Consider the following 17,660-nt stretch of genomic DNA (forward strand, 5'->3'; position numbering starts at 1 on the left):
CATGGCCGCCTTCCAGTACCGCGCCCTCGACGCCAGCGGCCGCGAGATCCGCGGCGTCATCGAAGCCGACGCCGCGCGCGCCGCCCGCGCCCTGCTGCGTGAGCGTGGCCTGTTTCCGCTCGACGTCGGCAGCGTCGCCACCGGCACCCGAGGCCGCCGCGGCCGGCTGCGCATCGGCGAGGCCGCCCTCGCCCTGCTCACCCGCCAGTGGGCCACCCTGCTCGGCGCCGGCCTGACCGTGGAGGCCAGCCTCGCCGCGCTGATCGAGCAGGCCGAGGACGAAGGCCCGCGCCGGCTGCTCGCCGCGGTGCGCTCCGAGATCCTCGCCGGCCACAGCCTGCGCGCCGCGCTCGAGCGCCACCCCCACGCCTTCCCCGAGATCTACCGCGCCTCGATCGCCGCCGGCGAAAAGTCGGGCGAGCTCGACCGCATCATGCTCCAGCTCGCCGACCATCTCGAGCAGAGCGGCCGCCTGCGCAGCCGCACCCTGCAGGCCCTGCTCTATCCGGCGATCGTCGCCGTGGTGGCGCTGCTGGTCATCGTCGGCCTGATGACCTGGGTCGTGCCCCAGGTGGTCGGCGCCTTCCAGAACGGCAAGCAGGCCTTGCCGCCGCTGACGCAGGCGCTGATCTTCGCGAGCGCGCTGTTGCGCGACTGGGGCTGGGCGATGCTGCTCGCGCTCGGCGCCGGGCTGGGCGCGCTCCACCTCGCGCTCCGCGACCCCGTGCTGCGACGCCGCTGGGACGCGATGCTGCTCCGCCTGCCGCTGCTCGGCCGCCATCTGCGCGCGCTCGATTCCCACCGCTTCGCCGCCACCCTCGCCATCCTCGCCGGCAGCGGCGTCCCCCTCCTCGCCGCGCTGGAGGCCGGCCGCCAGGTGATGAGCCGCCTGCCACTGCAGGACGCGGTGCGCGCCGCCGCCGAACGGGTGCGCGAAGGCCAGGGTCTGGCGCGCGCGCTCGGCGCCGGCCGCGCCTTCGCGCCGCTGCTGATCCACATGATCGCCAACGGCGAGGCCACCGGCCGCCTCGACGAGCTGCTCGCGCGCGCCGCTCGCCTGCAGCAGCAGGAACTCGAAAACCGCACCGCCGCCCTCACCACCCTGCTCGAGCCGGTGCTCCTGCTGACGATGGGTGGCGTCGTCATGCTGATCGTGGTCGCGGTCATGCAGCCGATCATCGACATCAACACCTTGCTGAGGTAAGCCCATGAAACCATCGCTCCGCGCCCCCACCGCCGGCTTCACCCTGATCGAAGTCATGGTCGTGATCGTCATCCTCGGCGTACTCGCCGCCCTCGTCGTGCCGCGCGTGATGAGCCGTCCCGACGAGGCTCGCGTCGTCGCCGCAAAACAGGACATCGCCTCGCTGATGCAGGCGCTCAAGCTGTACAAGCTCGACAACCGCCGCTATCCGAGCGCCGAGCAGGGGCTGCAGGCCCTGGTCGAGCGGCCCGCTGGCGCGCCCGCGCCCGCCAACTGGAAGCCCTACCTCGACCGCCTCCCGCTCGACCCCTGGGGCTCGCCCTACCAGTACCTCAACCCCGGCCTGCAGGGCGAGGTCGATGTCATGAGCCTCGGTGCCGACGGGCTCGCCGGCGGCGAGGACTTCGACGCGGACATCGGCTCGTGGTCGCTCTGAGGCCCGTCCGCCGCGCGCCGCGAGCGGACGGCTTCACTCTCATCGAGGTGATGGTGGTGCTGGTCATCGTCGGCTCGCTGGCCGGCACCCTCGGCCTCGGGCTGGGGGCGCTCGCGGGGCGCGACGCCGAGCGCGCGGTCGCCCGCCTGCGCCTGGTGCTCGAGGCCGGCGTCGAGCGCGCCGAGGTGCGCGGCCAGCCGCTCGCCTTCGAGCGCCTGCCCGATGGGTATCGCTTCTGGATTCAGAGCATCGACGACCGCTGGCGCCTGCTCGACGAAGCGCCGCTGTTCACCGAGACGCGCCTGCCCGCGCCCCTCGCCTGGGGCGAGGCAGAGCAGGCCGGCCGCCCGCTCGCCGCACAGGATCGGCTCACTTTCGGCGCACATCCGGTCCCCTTCGCGCTCGCGCTCACCGCGGACGGACGCCGCCATCGCCTGCTCGGACTCGCCAGCGGCGAGGTCCGCCTGCTCGCGGGCGAGGAGCGCCCGTGAGCATCCGCCGCGCCGGCAGGGCTGGCGGCTTCACCCTGCTCGAGGTGCTGGTCGCCCTCGCGATTCTCGCGGTGGCGCTGAGCGGCGCGATCCGCGCGCTCGGCAACGGCGCACAGAGCGCCGAGGCCCTGCGCGAGCACATGCTGGCGCGCTGGGTGGCGCAGGATCGGCTCGCCCGTCTGCGCGCCGAGCAGGCCTGGCCGCCGGTGGGACGCAGCGAGGGCGTCGCCGAGCAGGCCGGGCGGCGCTATCGCTGGCGCCAGACCATCCGCGGCACGCCGAATCCGCTGTTCCGCCAGATCGAGGTCGAGGTGCTGCCCGCCGACGGGGATCGGGTGCTGCTGAGCCTGCACGGCTTCGCCGTCCAGCCCCTGCGATGAAGACGTCGCGCCTCCGCCGCCGCCACGCGCGACCGAGCGCCGGCATGACCCTGATCGAGCTGATGGTCGCGGTCGCGGTGTTCGCGGTGCTCGGCGTGCTGTCCTGGCAGGGCCTGTCGCGGATCGCCGACGGCCAGGCCCGGATCGAGGCCGAACTCGCACGCTGGCGCGCGATCGACCGCGCCCTGCACCGGATCGAGAGCCGCCTGCTGCAGGCCGCCGCCTACGAGACGCCCGCCGCCGGCCGACGGCAGGCGGTGCTGCGCCATGACCCGAGCGATCCCACGGCGGAACTCGGCTTCCAGGCACTCGCCGCCGCCGGCACGCGGCGCGAAGCCTTCCTGCTGGTCGACGGCATGCTGCAGTGGCGGCGCTGGCCGATGCGCGAGACCGGCGGCACCCCGGAGGCCGACCACCTGCTCGAGGACGTCACCGGCCTGGGCTGGCGCTTTTTCTCGGAGCACAAATCGACTTTGACCTGGCCACCGGCGGACGCCCCTGCCCATCGCCTGCCCGCGGCGGTCGAAATCGAACTCGAGCTGGCCGACGCCGGCCGCATCGCCCGTGTCTTCGCGCTGCGCTGAACGCCACCGCCAGCGCGGCACCGCCGTCATCATGGCGATGCTGACCGTGGCGCTCGCCACCGGCCTCGCCGCCGCCGCGGTGGCGGCGGTCGACGCCGCGATCGACGCCGCCGCCGGTCGCCGCGATCAGGCACAGGCGCGTCTGCTGGCGCGCGGCGCGATCGACTGGGCGCGCAACGTGCTCGCTGACGACGCGATGACGAGCAGCGCCGACCACCTGCTCGAACCGTGGGCGATCCGCGTGCCGCCAACCCCGGTCGGCGACCCGGGCAGCGACGCCCACGGCGAGCTGAGCGGCGAGATCGTCGACCTCTCGGGTCGCTTCAACCTCAACAACCTGGCGCCGGAGGGCCGCTCCGACCGCCAGGCGGCGCTCGCCTTCGCGCGCTTGCTCGTCATGCTAGAGGTGCCGCCGCCCCGTGCGGTCGCGCTCGCCGAGCGGCTGCAGGACGCGATCGACGCCGATCGCACCGGGGCCGACGGTCGCGGTGGCGAGCCCGCCGGCCTGCCCGATGCGCCGCTGCTGCAGCTCGAGGAGCTCGGCCGCCTGCCCGGCTTCGACGCCGCCCTGCTGCGGCGGCTGCAGCCCTTCGTCACCGCGCTGCCGGCTCCGAGCCGGATCAATGTGAATACCGCACCGGCCGAGGTGCTCGCCGCCGCGATCGAAGGCCTCGAGCTCGAAGCAGCGCGCAGCCTGGTCGCGCGCCGGCGCACCGCCTGGGCGCGCGACCTCGCCGATTTCGCACGCCTCCTGCCCGACGACGCCGAGCCGCCCGATCCGCGCCGCCTCGGCGTCGCCAGCACGCATTTCCTCGTCACCGGGCGCGCGCGCCACGGCCTCTCCATGGTGCGGCTCGAAGCCCTGCTCGAGCGCACCGAAACCTGGCCGGAGATTCTCTGGCAACGCCTGCCCTGAACCATGAGCGAAACCCTCGTCCTCCATCTCGAAAACGACTGGCCCGCGACACCCGCCGCCCCCTGGGTGCTGCTCGACGCTGCCGGAACGCCGGTGGCCGAAGGCAACTCCACCCCCCGCCAGTGGCCCCAGGCCCGACGTGTGCACGTGATGCTCGGCGGCCCGCAGGCGAGCTGGCTGCGCCTGCGGCTGCCGCATGCGCCGCGCCGCGACGAGCCGCGGCTGCTCGCCTACGCACTCGAGGAGCAACTGGTTCACGACGCCGACGCCCAGCACCTGACCGTCAGCCGCCGCAGCCCGCGGGAGGATGGCGTGCTCCTCGACGTGCTGGTCATCGCCCGTGCCCGCCTCGCCGCCCTCCTCGCCGCGCTCGAGGCCCTCGGCAGGCTCCCGTCGCGCGTCGGCCTTGCGATCGAGGCGCTCCCGTCGGCCGAGTCAGGCGCCTGGCAGCTCGCCGCGGGCGCCGGTGCCGGCGCCGCCTGCTACCTGCGCTACGGTGACGCGCCCGCCACCGCCCACGACCGCAACACCGCGATCGCGTTGCTCGCCCACCTGCTCGGCCGCGACGCGCCGCCGCTGCCGCCGCGCGTGCTGGCGACCGGCGACGATCCGCTCGTCTCCGAGCTCGCCGCCGCCCTGCCGCCCGGCAGCGAAATCGAAACCGACGCCCCGCCCCCGTGGTGGCAGGACGCGGCGCGCGCCACCAATCTGCTGCACGACGAGTTCTTCCCCAGTCATGAACGCCGCCGCTGGCGGAGGGCGCTGAAGGGGCCGGCCGTGCTCGCGGGAACCGCGCTCGCCGCCCTGTGGCTCGCCACCCTCGCTGGCATCGTCAGCCAGCGCGCCGAACTCGCCGACCTGCGGATCCGCATGGCGCGCGTGCTTGCAACGACGCTGCCCGGCACCCCGGCGATCGCGCCGGCGCAGCAACTCGCGCGCGCGCTCGACCAGCTGCGCGCCGAGCGCGGCCTGCTGCGCGAGGACGACTTCCTCGGCCTGCTGCAACGCTACGCCCAGCAGGCGCCGCCCTCGGCGCCGGTCGCGCTTCGCTACGAGCACGGCCGACTCGAGCTCGACTTCGCCGGCGCACGGATCCCGACGGACGAACTCGAAGCGCTTCGTGCCACCGGACTCGTCGCACGCCCCGGCCCGGGCGGATCGGGCGTACTCGAGCTCAGCCCGGTGCCGTTGCGCTGATCGTCCGCGCTGCACCCGACCGTCCGACGTCCCCCAACCGAACCGTCACCACGCCCAGCACCACTGCCCACGTCCATGCGCCCCATTCCGCCCGCCCTCGCCTCCCCGCTCGCCCGCCTCGCCGCCACCTGGTCCCGCCTCGCTCCGCGCGAGCGCAAGCTGGTCACCCTGGCCGCGCTGCTCGTCGCCGGCGCCGCGCTGTACGGCCTGATCGACTGGAGCCTCGCCGAGCGCGAACGCCTCCGGCGCGCCCTCCCCCAGACCCGCGCCGACTACCAGCGCATGCAGCGCGACGCCGCCGAGCTCGCCGCATTGCGTGCGAGTGCGCCGCGCCGGGTCGGCGGCGATCCGCTTGCAGCCGCCCGCGCCGCCGCTGCGGCCGAGGGCCTCGCCCTCGAACTCTCCGCCGTCCCCGAGGGCATCCAGGCACGCGGTACGGTCGCCGCCGCCCCCCTGCTCGCATGGGTAGCGAATCTCCATGAGACGCTCGGCCTGCGCGCGGTGCGGGTCGAGCTGCGTCGGGTAGGCGATGCGCTCGAGATCGACGCCGTGTTCGCGGGACAGCCGTCGTGAGCGCGGTGCGCCGCGCCCTGGCCCGGATCGCGGGCGCGCTCTCCTTCTTGGTGCTTCTGGCCGCGCTGTTGCTCGCACGCCTGCCGGCCGGCCTGGTCGATGCAGCCCTCGCCCGCCTGACCGACGGCGGCCTGCGCCTGGCCGAAGCGCGCGGCACGCTGTGGCGCGGCAGTGCGCTGCTCGCCGGGCGCGAAGTCGACGGCGGCGAACTCGCCGCTCTGCTACCGCTGGCGTGGACCTTCTCGCCGTCCGGGCTGCTGCGCGGCGAACTTGCCTGGTCGGTCGATGCCGCCTCGCGTGCCGCAGGCTCGATCCGCGTGGCGGCCGACGGCGTCGCCCTCGAGGCGCTGTCGCTCACCCTGCCGCTGCGCACCCTGGCCGCGGCAAGCAAGCATCCGCTGGCCCACGCCGGCTGGGGCGGCAGCCTGCAGGCCGAAAGCGAAGAACTGCACTGCGACTGGACGGCGCGCTGCAGTGGCGCGCTCGCCCTCGAATGGCGCGATGCGGCAAGCGCTCTGCTGCCGCAGGCACGGCTCGGGCGCTACCGCGTCCGAACGGCGTTCCGGGAGGGCGACCTGGAATTCGGCGTCCGCACGCCCGAGGGCCTGCTCAGAATCACAGGCGAGGGCAGCCTGCCGTTCGGCGGGCGGCTGGCGTTCGAGGGTAGCGTGGCGGGCGAGCCCGGCCTGGTCGGCCGCCTGCCCGCGGTGCTCGACGGCATCGCCTTCGCCGGCGAGGACCCGGCGAAGGTCACGCTGCGCATTCGCTGAGCGCCGACGCTCACTCGGGGCGGTGTGGTTCGGCGAGGTAGTCGCGGGTGCGCATCTCGATCAGCCGGCTGACCGTGCGCACGAATTCATGGGCATTGTGGCCTTCGGTGTACAGCTCGTAGGCCGGCACCGCGGCGCTCATGATCAGTTTCACGCGATGGTCGTAGAGGACGTCGATCAGCCAGGTGAAGCGGCGCGCCTCGGAGGCATTGCCGGCCAGCATCTTCGGCACGTCGGACAGGATCAGCGTGTGGTGCTCGCGCGCGATCTCGAGGTAGTCGTTCTGCGAGCGCGCCCCGCCGCACAGAGTGTCGAAGCCGAACCAGATCACCCCGGGCGCCCGGCGCACCACCGGCAGGCGGCGCTCGAGCACTTCGATCTCGCCGCGCTCGCCCTCGCCGCCGGCGAGGCGGACGAAGTCGTCGGCCAGCTTGCGCTCTGCCGCGACGTCGTGCGGCACCAGATAGATCTCGAGCGCCTCGAGCGTGCGCAGGCGGTAATCGGTGCCGTTGTCGACCTCGACGACGTCGAAGCGCTGCTTGATCATCTCGATCGTCGGCAGGAAGTTGATCCGCATCAGGCCGTTGGGATAGAGACCGTCCGGCGGATAGTTGGACGTCATCACGAAGATGACGCCGCGGGCGAACAGCGCCTCGAGCAGGCGGCCGAGGATCATCGCGTCGGCGATGTCCGAGACGTGGAACTCGTCGAAGCACAGCAGCCGGGTCTCGCGGGCGATGCGGTCGGCCACCTTCTGCAGCGGATCGGCCTCGTGATTGAGCTGCCTGAGGTCGTTCTGCACTTCCTGCATGAAGGCGTGGAAATGCACCCGGCGCTTGCGCTTGTAGGGCACCGCTTCGTAGAAACAGTCCATCAGGAAGCTCTTGCCACGGCCCACGCCGCCCCAGAAGTACACGCTGCGCGGCATCTGCGGCTTGTTGAAGAACTGCTTCAAGCGGCTGCCGCGGCGGGCGGCCTTGAAGCCGATCAGTTCGGCATACAGGCCCTGGAGCCGCTGGGCGGCAGCGCGCTGGGCCGGATCGGACTGGAAACCACGCGCCTTCAGCTCGGCTTCGTAGGCGTCGATCATGCCGTGCTGGGGTACGTTGAGAATGGGATGAGGCATGGAGGATCGGTCGGGAGCGTTGGTCGAGGGGGCTGCAGGTTAACGCAAAAAGGGGTGGGTGCGAGCAAGCCCGCACCTCACCCCTCGCGCCTCAGCCCGTGCTCAGAAGTGCAGCGGGCGCTTGTCGCAGGCCAGCGCCGCCTCGTGCACCACCTCCGACAGCGTCGGGTGGGCGTGGCAGATGCGGGCGAGATCCTCGCTGCAGCCAGCGAACTCCATCGCCACCACCGCCTCGGAGATCAGCTCGGAGGCATTGGCGCCGATGATGTGCACGCCGAGGATGCGGTCGGTCTCGGCGTCGGCGAGCATCTTCACGAAGCCGGTCGGGTCGCCCATGCCGAGCGCGCGGCCGTTGGCGAGGAAGGGGATCTTGCCGACCTTGTAGGCGACGCCCTCGGCCTTGAGCTGCTGCTCGGTCTTGCCGACCCAGGCGATCTCCGGGCTGGTGTAGATCACCCAGGGGATGGTGTCGAAGTTGCAGTGACCGGCCTGGCCCGCCATCAGCTCGGCGACCATCACGCCCTCCTCCATCGCCTTGTGCGCGAGCATCGGGCCGCGCACCACGTCGCCCACCGCCCACACGCCGGGCAGGTTGGTGCGGCAGTGCTCGTCGACCTCGATCATGCCGCGCTCGGTGATCTTCAGCTCCACCGCTCCGGCGTTGAGCCCCTCGGTGTTGGGCACGCGGCCCACCGAGACGATCAGGCGATCGGCCTCGAGCTTGTGCTCGGCGCCGTCCTTGTCGGTGTACTTGACCACCACGTGCTTCTTGCCGACCTCGACCTCGCCGATCTGCACCCCGAGCTTGATGTTCAGGCCCTGCTTGGTGAAGACCTTGAGCGCCTCCTTGGCGACGTCCTGGTCGGCCGCGCCGAGGAAGTCGGGCAGCGCCTCGAGCACGGTGACTTCGGCCCCCACGCGGCGCCACACCGAACCCATCTCGAGGCCGATGACGCCAGCGCCGATCACGGCGAGCTTCTTCGGCACATCGTCGATGTCGAGCGCGCCGACGTTGTCGCACACGATCTTGTTGTCGACCGGAATGCCCGGCAGATGGCGCGGCGACGAGCCGGTGGCGACGATGACCTGCTTCGCGGTGACGACCTCGTCGCCGACCTGGACCTGCCAGCCCGCCTCGACCTTGCCGACGAAGGCGCCGTGGCCGTTGAGCAGGGTGACCTTGTTCTTCTTGAACAGGCCCTTGATGCCGCCGGTGAGCTGGCCGACGATCGTGTTCTTGCGACCGATCATCTTGCCGACGTCGATCTTGGGCGTGCCGACGCTGATGCCCTGGTCCTCGAAGGCGTGGCCCGCTTCCTCGAACAGGTGCGAGGTGTGGAGCAGCGCCTTCGACGGGATGCAGCCGACGTTCAGGCAGGTGCCGCCGAGGCGGGGCTCGCCCTTCGGATCGGCATAGGGGTTGGATTCGCAGCAGGCGGTCTTGAAGCCGAGCTGCGCGGCGCGGATCGCGGCGACATAGCCGCCGGGGCCGCCACCGATGACGAGTACGTCGAATTCCTTGGACATGGGTTCTCCGTTAGGCGGGAAGGATTACCGGCCACGGGGCGGACGGCGGCCAGGCCGCGCCCGCCCCGTCCCCGATCAGACGTCGAGCAGCAGGCGGGCCGGATCTTCCAGCGCTTCCTTCATCGTCACCAGGCCGAGCACCGCTTCACGGCCGTCGATGATGCGGTGGTCGTAGGACATCGCGAGGTAGTTCATCGGGCGCACCACGACCTGGCCATTCTCGACCACGGCCCGGTCCTTGGTGGCATGGATGCCGAGGATCGCCGACTGCGGCGGGTTGATGATGGGGGTCGACAGCATCGAGCCGAACACGCCGCCGTTGGAGATCGAGAAGGTGCCGCCGGTGAGCTCCTCGAGCGACAGCTTGCCGTTCTTGGCCTTCTCGCCGAACTCGCCGATCTTCTTCTCGATGTCGGCGATCGACATCTGGTCGGCGTCACGGATGATCGGCACCACGAGGCCGCGCGGCGAACCGACCGCGATGCCGATGTCGATGTAGCCGTGGTAGATGATGTCGTTGCCATCGACCGAGGCGTTCAGGATCGGGAACTTCTTGAGCGCGGCGACCGCGGCCTTGACGAAGAAGCCCATGAAGCCGAGGCGAACGCCGTGGGCCTTCTCGAACTTCTCGCCGTACTGCTTGCGCAGGGCCATCACCGGCGCCATGTTCACCTCGTTGAAGGTGGTGAGGATGGCGTTCTCGTTCTTCGACTGGATCAGCCGCTCGGCGATGCGCGCCCGCAGGCGGGTCATCGGCACGCGTTCTTCCGGGCGCTCGCCGACCGGCGCGGCCGCGGGGGCGGCAGCCGGTGCTGCGGCGGCGGACTTGGGCTGGGCGCCGACCGCGTCTTCCTTCGTCACGCGGCCGCCACGGCCGCTGCCGGCCACCTCGACGGCGGCGATGCCCTTCTCCTCCAGGATCTTGCGCGCGGCCGGGCTCGGTTCGCCGGCGCCGCCGCTCGAAGCGGCAGCGGCGGCCGGGGCGGCGGCGGCGGGTGCCGCCTCGGCGGCAGGCGCGCCGGCGGTGGCGGTCGCTTCGGTGTCGATCTGGGCGATCAGCTCGCCCGAGGTGACGCTGTCGCCGTCGCCCTTGAGGATCTTCACCAGCACGCCGGCGGCGGGCGCCGGGGTCTCGAGCACGACCTTGTCGGTCTCGATGTCGATCAGGTTCTCGTCGCGTGCGACGGCCTCACCTTCCTTCTTGTGCCAGGCGACGAGCGAGGCCTCGGAAACGGACTCGGACAGTTGCGGTACCTTGACTTCGATCAGCATGAATCATTCCTCCCGTTGTTCTATTAGTTGGGCGATTGCGGGGTCGCGTCCTGGATCGGACCAAAGGCGTTCTCGAGGACCGTCTTCTGCTGCAGGTTGTGCTTGGCGTAGTAGCCGACCGCAGGCGAGGACGCCGCCGGACGGCTGACCAGCAGCAGCTTGCGCTTGGGACCGAGCACGCTGACGAGGTGCTGGCGCGAGGCCAGCCAGTACCACGGACCCTGGTTGCGCGGCTCTTCCTGGCACCACACCACTTCCTTCGCGTTCGGGAACGCGCCGATCGCGTCGCTGAACTCCTGCGCCGGGAAGGGATAGAGCTGTTCGACGCGAACCAGCGCGGTGTCGGTGATGTTGTGCTCGCGGCGGTAGGCCAGCAATTCGTAGTAGATCTTGCCCTGGCACAGAACGACGCGCTTGACCTTCTTGGCGTCGAGCTGCTCGGTCTCGGGGATGACCGGCTTGAACTGGCCGTTGGAGAGATCCTCGATCGAGGAGATCGCCTCCTTGTGACGCAGCAGCGACTTCGGCGTGATGATCACCAGCGGCTTGCGCAGGCGGCGGACCATCTGGCGGCGCAGCAGGTGGAAGATCTGGCTCGGCGTGGTCGGCACGCAGACCTGCCAGTTGTTCTCGGCGCAGTTGTTCATGAAGCGTTCGATACGCGCCGACGAGTGCTCGGGGCCCTGGCCCTCGTAGCCGTGCGGCAGCATCATCACGAGACCGCTCAAGCGGCCCCACTTGGCCTCGCCCGAGCTGATGAACTGGTCGATCACGACCTGGGCGCCATTGACGAAGTCGCCGAACTGGGCTTCCCACACCACGAGGTCATTGGGCTCGGTGGTCGCGTAGCCGTATTCGAAGGCGAGCACGCCTTCCTCGGACAGCACCGAGTCGAAGCACTGGAACTTCTCCTGGCCTTCCTGGATGTGGTCGAGCGGCTTGTAGATGCCCTCGTCCCAGCGCTCGCGGTTCTGGTCGTGCAGCACTGCGTGACGGTGGAAGAAGGTACCGCGGCCCACGTCCTCACCAGAGAGGCGCACCCCATAGCCCTGCGCGAGCAGGCTGGCGTAGGCGAGGTTCTCGCCCATGCCCCAGTCGAACGGCAGCTCGCCACGGCCCATCGCGGCGCGGTCGTCGATGATCTTCTTGACGCGCGAGTGCAGCGTGAAGGACTCCGGGATCGTGCTCAGGCGCTCGGCCAGCCGCTTGACCTCCTGCGCCGGGATGGCGGTCTCGCAGTCATCGGTGTAGGGCTTGCCGAGGAAGGGGCGCCAGTCGGAGGCGTACTTGCGCTGGTGGCCGGAGAGCACCGGGTTGTACAGCAGCTGACCCTTGTCGAGGTGCTCGCGGTACTCCGCGATCATGGCGTCCGGCTCGTCCGCGGCGCACACGCCCTCGGCGACCAGACGATCGGCGTAGAGCTTGCGGGTACCCGGATGCTGCTGCACCTTACGGTACATCAGCGGCTGGGTGACCATCGGCTCGTCCTGCTCGTTGTGGCCGAGCTTGCGGTAGCAGACGATGTCGACCACCACGTCCTTCTTGAACTCCTGGCGGAACTCGACTGCGAGCGCGGTGACGAAGGCCACCGCCTCCGGATCGTCGCCGTTCACATGGAAGATCGGCGCCTCGACCATCTTGAAGATGTCGGTGCAGTACAGCGAGGAGCGGTAGTCGCGCGGATCGGAGGTGGTGAAGCCGATCTGGTTGTTGATGACGATGTGCACCGTGCCGCCGGTACCGTAGCCGCGCGTCTGGGAGAAGTTCAGCATCTCCTGGTTGACGCCCTGGCCGGCCACCGCTGCGTCGCCGTGGATCAGCACCGGCAGGACCTCGTCCTTGTCGGTGTCGCCGCGACGGACCTGGCGCGCATACACCGAGCCCTCGACCACCGGGTTGATGATCTCGAGGTGGGACGGGTTGAAGGCGAGCGTCAGGTGCACCGGGCCGCCCGGGCTCATGACGTCGCTGGAGAAGCCCATGTGGTACTTCACGTCACCCGAGGTCAGTTCGGCCGCGCCCTTGCCCTCGAATTCCGAGAACAGCATTGCGGGCGACTTGCCGAGGGTGTTGACCAGCACGTTGAGGCGGCCGCGGTGGGCCATGCCGATGACGATCTCCTGGGTACCGAGCCCGCCGGCGACGCGGATCACCTCGTCCATCGAGACGATCGCCGACTCCCCGCCCTCGAGCGAGAAGCGCTTCTGGCCGACGTAGCGGGTGTGCAGGTAGCGCTCCAGCGTCTCGGCCGCGGTGGTCCGCTCGAGCAGACGCTTCTTCATCTCGACCGAGAACTTCGGCGTGCCGCGCACGCTCTCGAGCCGGCTCTGGATCCAGCGCTTCTGCTGGATGTCCGACATGTACATGTACTCGGAGCCGATCGAACCGCAGTAGGTCTGGCGCACCGCCTCGAGGATCTCGCGCAGGCTGGCGTGCTCGGTCGAGAAGCCGTGGAAGGAGCCGACGTTGAAGGTGCGCGACAGATCGGCCTCGGTGAAGCCGTAATAGGACGGCTCGAGCTCGGACACCTGCGGACGCTCGGTGCGCTTGAGCGGGTCGAGGTTGGCCCAGCGGTTGCCGAGGAAGCGGTAGGCGTTGATCAGCTGCAGGGCGGAGACCTGCAGCTTGTCCTCGCCGCTCTCGACCATCACGGTGCGGATCGGCCCGCGCTTGGCGATCTGCTCGAAGGCCGCGATGATCGGGCCGTGAGCGACGTCACGCACCGCCGCGCCGGCCTGGCTCTGCAGGCCGTCGAAATAGGTGCGCCACTTGTCGGACACCGAGGCCGGGTCGGCAAGATAGTTTTCGTAGAGTTCTTCGATGAACGGCGCATTCGAGCCGAACAGGTGCGAAGAGGATTGGAACTGCTTCGTCATTGTGAAACCCACCTATCGAGGTCTATATCCCTGGGTGCGATCGAGTCGGGCACGGGCGGCGCGGCCCCCGCCGCCGATGGGAAAACGGGATGGTCGCAAAGCGCACGACCATCCCGTTTCCGATTCAGCGCGGGTGAGTCTCCTCTCCCCCTGTCCGACGCTCTGGTCTTAGCGCTTGTCGATCGACGGCACGTCGCGGCGCGCAGCCCCGACGTAGAGCTGGCGCGGACGGCCGATCTTGTATTCCGGATCGGTGATCATCTCTTCCCACTGGGTGATCCAGCCCACCGTGCGCGCGAGCGCGAAGATGCAGGTGAACATCGAGGTGGGGATGCCCAGCGCCTTCTGCACGATGCCCGAGTAGAAATCGACGTTCGGGTAGAGCTTCTTCTCGACGAAATACTCGTCTTCGAGCGCGATCCGCTCCAGCTCCTTGGCGAGCTTGAACAGGCGGTCGTTCTCGAGACCGAGTTCACCCAGCACCTCGGAGCACACCTTGGCCATCAACTTGGCGCGCGGATCGAAGTTCTTGTATACGCGGTGGCCGAAACCCATCAGCTTGAAGCTGTCGTCCTTGTCCTTAGCACGCTTGATGTACTCGCCGACGCGCGAGACGTCGCCGATCTCCTCGAGCATGTTGAGGCAGGCCTCGTTCGCGCCGCCGTGGGCCGGACCCCACAGGCAGGCGATGCCGGCAGAGATGCAGGCGAAGGGGTTCGCGCCCGACGAACCGGCGAGGCGGACGGTCGAGGTCGAAGCGTTCTGCTCGTGGTCGGCGTGCAGCGTGAAGATCACGTCGAGTGCACGCACCAGCACCGGGTTCGGCTCGTACGACTCGCACGGCGTGCCGAACATCATGTGCATGAAGTTGGCGGTATAGCCGAGATCGTTGCGCGGGTACATGAAGGGCTCGCCCTTGTTGTACTTGTAGGCCATCGCGACGATCGTGGGCAGCTTGGCGATCAGCCGGTTGATCGAGATGCTGCGGTGCTCGGCGTCGGAGAAGTCCATCGCGTCATGGTAGAAGGCCGACAGCGCGCCGACCACGCCGACCATGACCGCCATCGGGTGCGCGTCGCGGCGGAAGCCCGAGTAGAACTTGGTCATCTGGTCGTGCAGCATCGAGTGACGCTTGATCAGGTTCTCGAACTCGGTTTTCTCGGTCGCGTTGGGCAGCTCACCGTTCTTCAGCAGGTAGGCGACCTCGAGGAAGTTGCACTGCTCGGCAAGCTGCTCGATCGGGTAGCCGCGATAGAGCAGCTCGCCCTTGTCGCCGTCGATGAAGGTGATGCTCGACTTGCAGCTGGCGGTCGAGAGGAAACCGGAGTCGTAAGTGAACAAGCCGGTCTTCCCGCCCAGGGTGCGAATGTCGATCACATCGTTGCCGTGCGTGCCGGTCATCACCGGGAATTCGACGGTCTTGCCGTCGACGTTCAGCGTAGCCTTGCGTTCAGTGTTCATGAATTCTCCTCTTCCTCTACGTTCCGTTTGCATGTTTGTGCTGCGGCGATTCGGGAACGAGCTGCCGTGTCAGGTCTGACGCAGCAGGCTCACCATCTCTTTCCAACGCTCGTTCTCGCACGGCTTGCTGCCGTTGACCATGGCCCAGATGTCATAGTCGTCGCTACGCAGCAGGTCATCGAGGTCCGCCAGCTGATCCTCGTCGAGACGATCGAAGTGACGCTCGAGAAAGCGCGCGAAGACCAGATCGAGCTCGAGCAGAGCCCGACGACACTGCCAGCGCACGCGTCCCCGATTGATGCTCATCGTTTGCACGCTCACTCAGACCGCACGTCGGACCATCATGTCCTTGATCTTGCCGATCGCGCGGGTCGGGTTCAGATTCTTCGGACAGACGTCGACGCAGTTCATGATGCTGTGGCAGCGGAACAGCCGGTACGGATCCTCGAGGTCGTCGAGGCGCGCGGCGGTGTCCTGGTCGCGGGTGTCGGCAAGGAAGCGATAGGCATTGAGCAAGCCGGCCGGACCGACGAACTTGTCCGGGTTCCACCAGAACGACGGGCAGGAGGTCGAGCAGCAGGCGCACAGGATGCACTCGTACAGACCATTGAGCTCCTCGCGCTCTTCCGGGGTCTGCAGCCGCTCGCGCTCGGGCGCGGGGTCGTTGTTGACCAGGTAGGGCTTGATCGAGTGGTACTGCTTGAAGAACTGCGTCATGTCCACGATGAGGTCGCGGATCACCGGCAGGCCCGGCAGCGGGCGAAGCACGATCGGCTGGGCCACGTTGTCGACGTCGGTCAGGCAGGCCAGGCCGTTCTTGCCGTTGATGTTCATGGCATCGGAGCCGCACACGCCTTCGCGGCAGGAGCGGCGGAACGACAGGGTGTCGTCCTTGGTCTTGAGCCGCACCAGGGCGTCGAGCAGCTTCTTGTCGGACGGCTCGAGCTCGACCGAGATGTCCTGCATGTACGGCTTCTCGTCCTTGTCCGGATCGTAGCGATAGATCTTGAATTGAACGGTACGCTTGATCATTTGTTCTCTTCTCCCGCGCTCAGTAGGTGCGCTTGGCGAGCGCGATCGGCTCGACGTCGTCCGACATCGGCTTCAGGTTCACCGGCTTGTAGTCGAGACGATTGCCTTCGCTGAACCACAGGGAGTGCTTCAGCCAGTTCTCGTCGTCGCGGCCGTTCGGATGTTCGGCGGTGTCGGGCGCATCGTCGCGCACGTGGGCGCCACGCGATTCCTTGCGCGCCTCGGCGGAGATCATCGTCGCCTTCGCCACCTCGATCAGGTTGTCCAGCTCGAGCGCCTCGGTGCGCGCGGTGTTCCAGACCTGGGACTTGTCCTTGATCTCGGTGTTCTTGGCCTGCTCGGCAACTTCCAGGATGCGCTGCACGCCTTCCTTGAGCAGATCGTTGAAGCGGAACACGCCGGCATGCTTCTGCATGGTGCGCTGCATCGCCAGGCGAACGTCGTGTACCTGGGTACCGTTCTTCTGGTTCTCGAGGCGGTTCAGGCGGGCGAGCGAGACGTCGGCGGCGTCGGCCGGCAGCGGCTTCAGGCGCAGGTTGCCTGACTGCAGATCCTCGACCACGGTCTCGCCGGCCGACTTGCCGAACACCAGCAGGTCGAGCAACGAGTTGGTGCCGAGGCGGTTGGCGCCATGCACGGAGGCGCAGGCGCACTCGCCGGCGGCGTAGAAACCGACCACCGGGGTGTTCGGGTTGCCATCCTTCGGCACCACCACCTGCCCCTTGAAGTTGGTCGGAATGCCGCCCATCTGGTAGTGGCAGGTCGGCACCACCGGGATCGGCGCCTTGATCGGATCGACCCCGGCGAACTGGATCGAGATCTCGCGGATGCCGGGCAGCCGCTTCATGATGGTCTCGGGCGACAGGTGGGTGATGTCGAGCATCACGTGGTCCTTGTCCGGACCGCAGCCGCGACCTTCGTTGATCTCGGTCACCATCGAGCGCGAGACGACGTCACGCGAGGCCAGATCCTTCAGGTTCGGGGCGTAGCGCTCCATGAAGCGCTCGCCGCTGCTGTTGCGCAGTATGCCGCCTTCGCCGCGCACGCCCTCGGTGATCAGCACGCCCGCGCCGGCCACGCCGGTCGGGTGGAACTGCCAGAACTCCATGTCCTCGAGCGGGATGCCCGCACGCGCGGCCATGCCCACGCCGTCGCCGGTATTGATGAAGGCGTTGGTCGAGGAATAGTAGATGCGGCCCGAGCCGCCGGTGGCGAAGATGGTCGCCTTGGCGTGGAAGATCGACACCTCGCCGGTTTCCATCTCGAGCGCGGTCACGCCCACCACGTCGCCGTCGGCGTCGCGGATCAGGTCGAGCGCCATCCACTCGACGAAGAACTGGGTGTTGGCGCGCACGTTGCGCTGGTAGAGCGCGTGCAGCATGGCGTGACCGGTACGGTCGGCGGCGGCGCAGGAGCGCATCACCGGTGCCTGGCCGTAGTTCATCGAGTGGCCGCCGAACGGACGCTGGTAGATCTTGCCGTTGTCGGTGCGGTCGAACGGCATGCCGTAATGCTCGAGCTCGATGACGACTTCGTTCGCCTTCTTGCACATGAACTCGATCGCATCCTGGTCGCCCAGCCAGTCCGACCCCTTGACGGTGTCGTACATGTGCCAGTGCCAGTTGTCCTCGGTGGAGTTGCCGAGCGAGGCCGCCACGCCACCCTGCGCCGCCACGGTGTGCGAGCGGGTCGGGAAGACCTTGGACAGCACGGCCGTCTTCAGGCCGGATTCGGAAAGTTGCAGGGCCGCGCGCAGGCCGGCACCGCCGGCGCCCACGATGACCGCATCAAAGGTACGCTTCGCGACGTTCACGC

Annotated in this window: 17 protein-coding genes; 9 read left to right on the forward strand and 8 right to left on the reverse strand. The window is 69.0% G+C overall.

The features are described from left to right. Nucleotide 1 precedes the first annotated feature (1 nt). From gspF to gspN, 9 genes are all read left to right on the forward strand, one after another. On the forward strand, nt 2–1,204 hold the full coding sequence (gspF, locus tag BB334_RS05815; protein WP_068805552.1) for a type II secretion system inner membrane protein GspF: 1,203 nt from the start codon (nt 2–4) through the stop codon (nt 1,202–1,204). 4 nt (nt 1,205–1,208) lie between these two features. Further along, nucleotides 1,209–1,640 (forward strand): type II secretion system major pseudopilin GspG, encoded by a 432-nt coding sequence (gspG, locus tag BB334_RS05820; RefSeq protein WP_068805555.1) that lies wholly within the window; start codon nt 1,209–1,211, stop codon nt 1,638–1,640. Beyond that, nucleotides 1,628–2,131: a prepilin-type N-terminal cleavage/methylation domain-containing protein gene (locus tag BB334_RS05825; protein WP_083200302.1), complete on the forward strand. Its 504-nt coding sequence runs from the start codon at nt 1,628–1,630 to the stop codon at nt 2,129–2,131. The genes gspG and BB334_RS05825 overlap by 13 nt, the downstream gene beginning before the upstream one ends. Further along, nucleotides 2,128–2,511, forward strand: a complete 384-nt coding sequence (gspI, locus tag BB334_RS05830; protein ID WP_232756660.1) for a type II secretion system minor pseudopilin GspI — start codon at nt 2,128–2,130, stop codon at nt 2,509–2,511. The genes BB334_RS05825 and gspI overlap by 4 nt, the downstream gene beginning before the upstream one ends. Next, nucleotides 2,508–3,095 (forward strand): type II secretion system protein GspJ, encoded by a 588-nt coding sequence (locus BB334_RS05835; RefSeq protein WP_068805557.1) that lies wholly within the window; start codon nt 2,508–2,510, stop codon nt 3,093–3,095. The genes gspI and BB334_RS05835 overlap by 4 nt, the downstream gene beginning before the upstream one ends. Continuing rightward, entirely contained in the window at nt 3,076–4,011 is a 936-nt protein-coding gene (gspK, locus tag BB334_RS05840) for a type II secretion system minor pseudopilin GspK (RefSeq protein WP_068805560.1), read from the forward strand. Before BB334_RS05835 ends, gspK begins: the two co-directional genes overlap by 20 nt. Nucleotides 4,012–4,014: 3 nt before the next feature. Then, a complete protein-coding gene (gspL, locus tag BB334_RS05845) occupies nt 4,015–5,208 on the forward strand; it encodes a type II secretion system protein GspL (protein ID WP_068805562.1) in 1,194 nt (397 codons plus the stop codon). A gap of 75 nt (nt 5,209–5,283) precedes the next feature. Continuing rightward, the gene (gspM, locus tag BB334_RS05850; protein WP_068805564.1) at nt 5,284–5,781 is read left to right on the forward strand and encodes a type II secretion system protein GspM; all 498 of its coding nucleotides are present in this window, start codon (nt 5,284–5,286) and stop codon (nt 5,779–5,781) included. Next, a complete protein-coding gene (gene gspN / locus BB334_RS05855; RefSeq protein ID WP_068805566.1) occupies nt 5,778–6,551 on the forward strand; it encodes a type II secretion system protein N in 774 nt (257 codons plus the stop codon). The genes gspM and gspN overlap by 4 nt, the downstream gene beginning before the upstream one ends. A 10-nt stretch (nt 6,552–6,561) precedes the next feature. Here the strand turns inward: gspN and zapE are convergent, their stop codons facing one another. The 8 genes from zapE to sdhA form a co-directional block, all read right to left on the reverse strand. Further along, on the reverse strand, nt 6,562–7,677 hold the full coding sequence (gene zapE, locus BB334_RS05860; protein ID WP_068805570.1) for a cell division protein ZapE: 1,116 nt from the start codon (nt 7,675–7,677) through the stop codon (nt 6,562–6,564). A 102-nt stretch (nt 7,678–7,779) separates the two neighbouring features. After that, nucleotides 7,780–9,204, reverse strand: a complete 1,425-nt coding sequence (gene lpdA, locus BB334_RS05865; protein ID WP_068805573.1) for a dihydrolipoyl dehydrogenase — start codon at nt 9,202–9,204, stop codon at nt 7,780–7,782. Nucleotides 9,205–9,279: 75 nt separating this feature from the next. Beyond that, nucleotides 9,280–10,476, reverse strand: coding sequence for a 2-oxoglutarate dehydrogenase complex dihydrolipoyllysine-residue succinyltransferase (odhB, locus tag BB334_RS05870; protein WP_068805576.1), 1,197 nt, complete (start codon nt 10,474–10,476; stop codon nt 9,280–9,282). Nucleotides 10,477–10,499: 23 nt separating this feature from the next. Continuing rightward, nucleotides 10,500–13,352, reverse strand: a complete 2,853-nt coding sequence (locus BB334_RS05875; RefSeq protein WP_068805579.1) for a 2-oxoglutarate dehydrogenase E1 component — start codon at nt 13,350–13,352, stop codon at nt 10,500–10,502. 168 nt (nt 13,353–13,520) lie between these two features. After that, a complete protein-coding gene (gene gltA / locus BB334_RS05880; protein WP_068805582.1) occupies nt 13,521–14,813 on the reverse strand; it encodes a citrate synthase in 1,293 nt (430 codons plus the stop codon). Nucleotides 14,814–14,882: 69 nt separating this feature from the next. Continuing rightward, a complete protein-coding gene (locus BB334_RS05885) occupies nt 14,883–15,119 on the reverse strand; it encodes an FAD assembly factor SdhE (protein WP_068805585.1) in 237 nt (78 codons plus the stop codon). A gap of 15 nt (nt 15,120–15,134) precedes the next feature. Continuing rightward, nucleotides 15,135–15,845: a succinate dehydrogenase iron-sulfur subunit gene (locus tag BB334_RS05890; protein ID WP_068805588.1), complete on the reverse strand. Its 711-nt coding sequence runs from the start codon at nt 15,843–15,845 to the stop codon at nt 15,135–15,137. Nucleotides 15,846–15,864: 19 nt separating this feature from the next. Then, the gene (gene sdhA / locus BB334_RS05895; protein ID WP_068805591.1) at nt 15,865–17,658 is read right to left on the reverse strand and encodes a succinate dehydrogenase flavoprotein subunit; all 1,794 of its coding nucleotides are present in this window, start codon (nt 17,656–17,658) and stop codon (nt 15,865–15,867) included. Between the last annotated feature and the right edge of the window lie 2 nt (nt 17,659–17,660).

Origin of the sequence: Thauera phenolivorans, from assembly GCF_001696715.1 — a bacterium.
In the GTDB taxonomy this organism is placed as follows: Bacteria; Pseudomonadota; Gammaproteobacteria; order Burkholderiales; family Rhodocyclaceae; genus Thauera; species Thauera phenolivorans.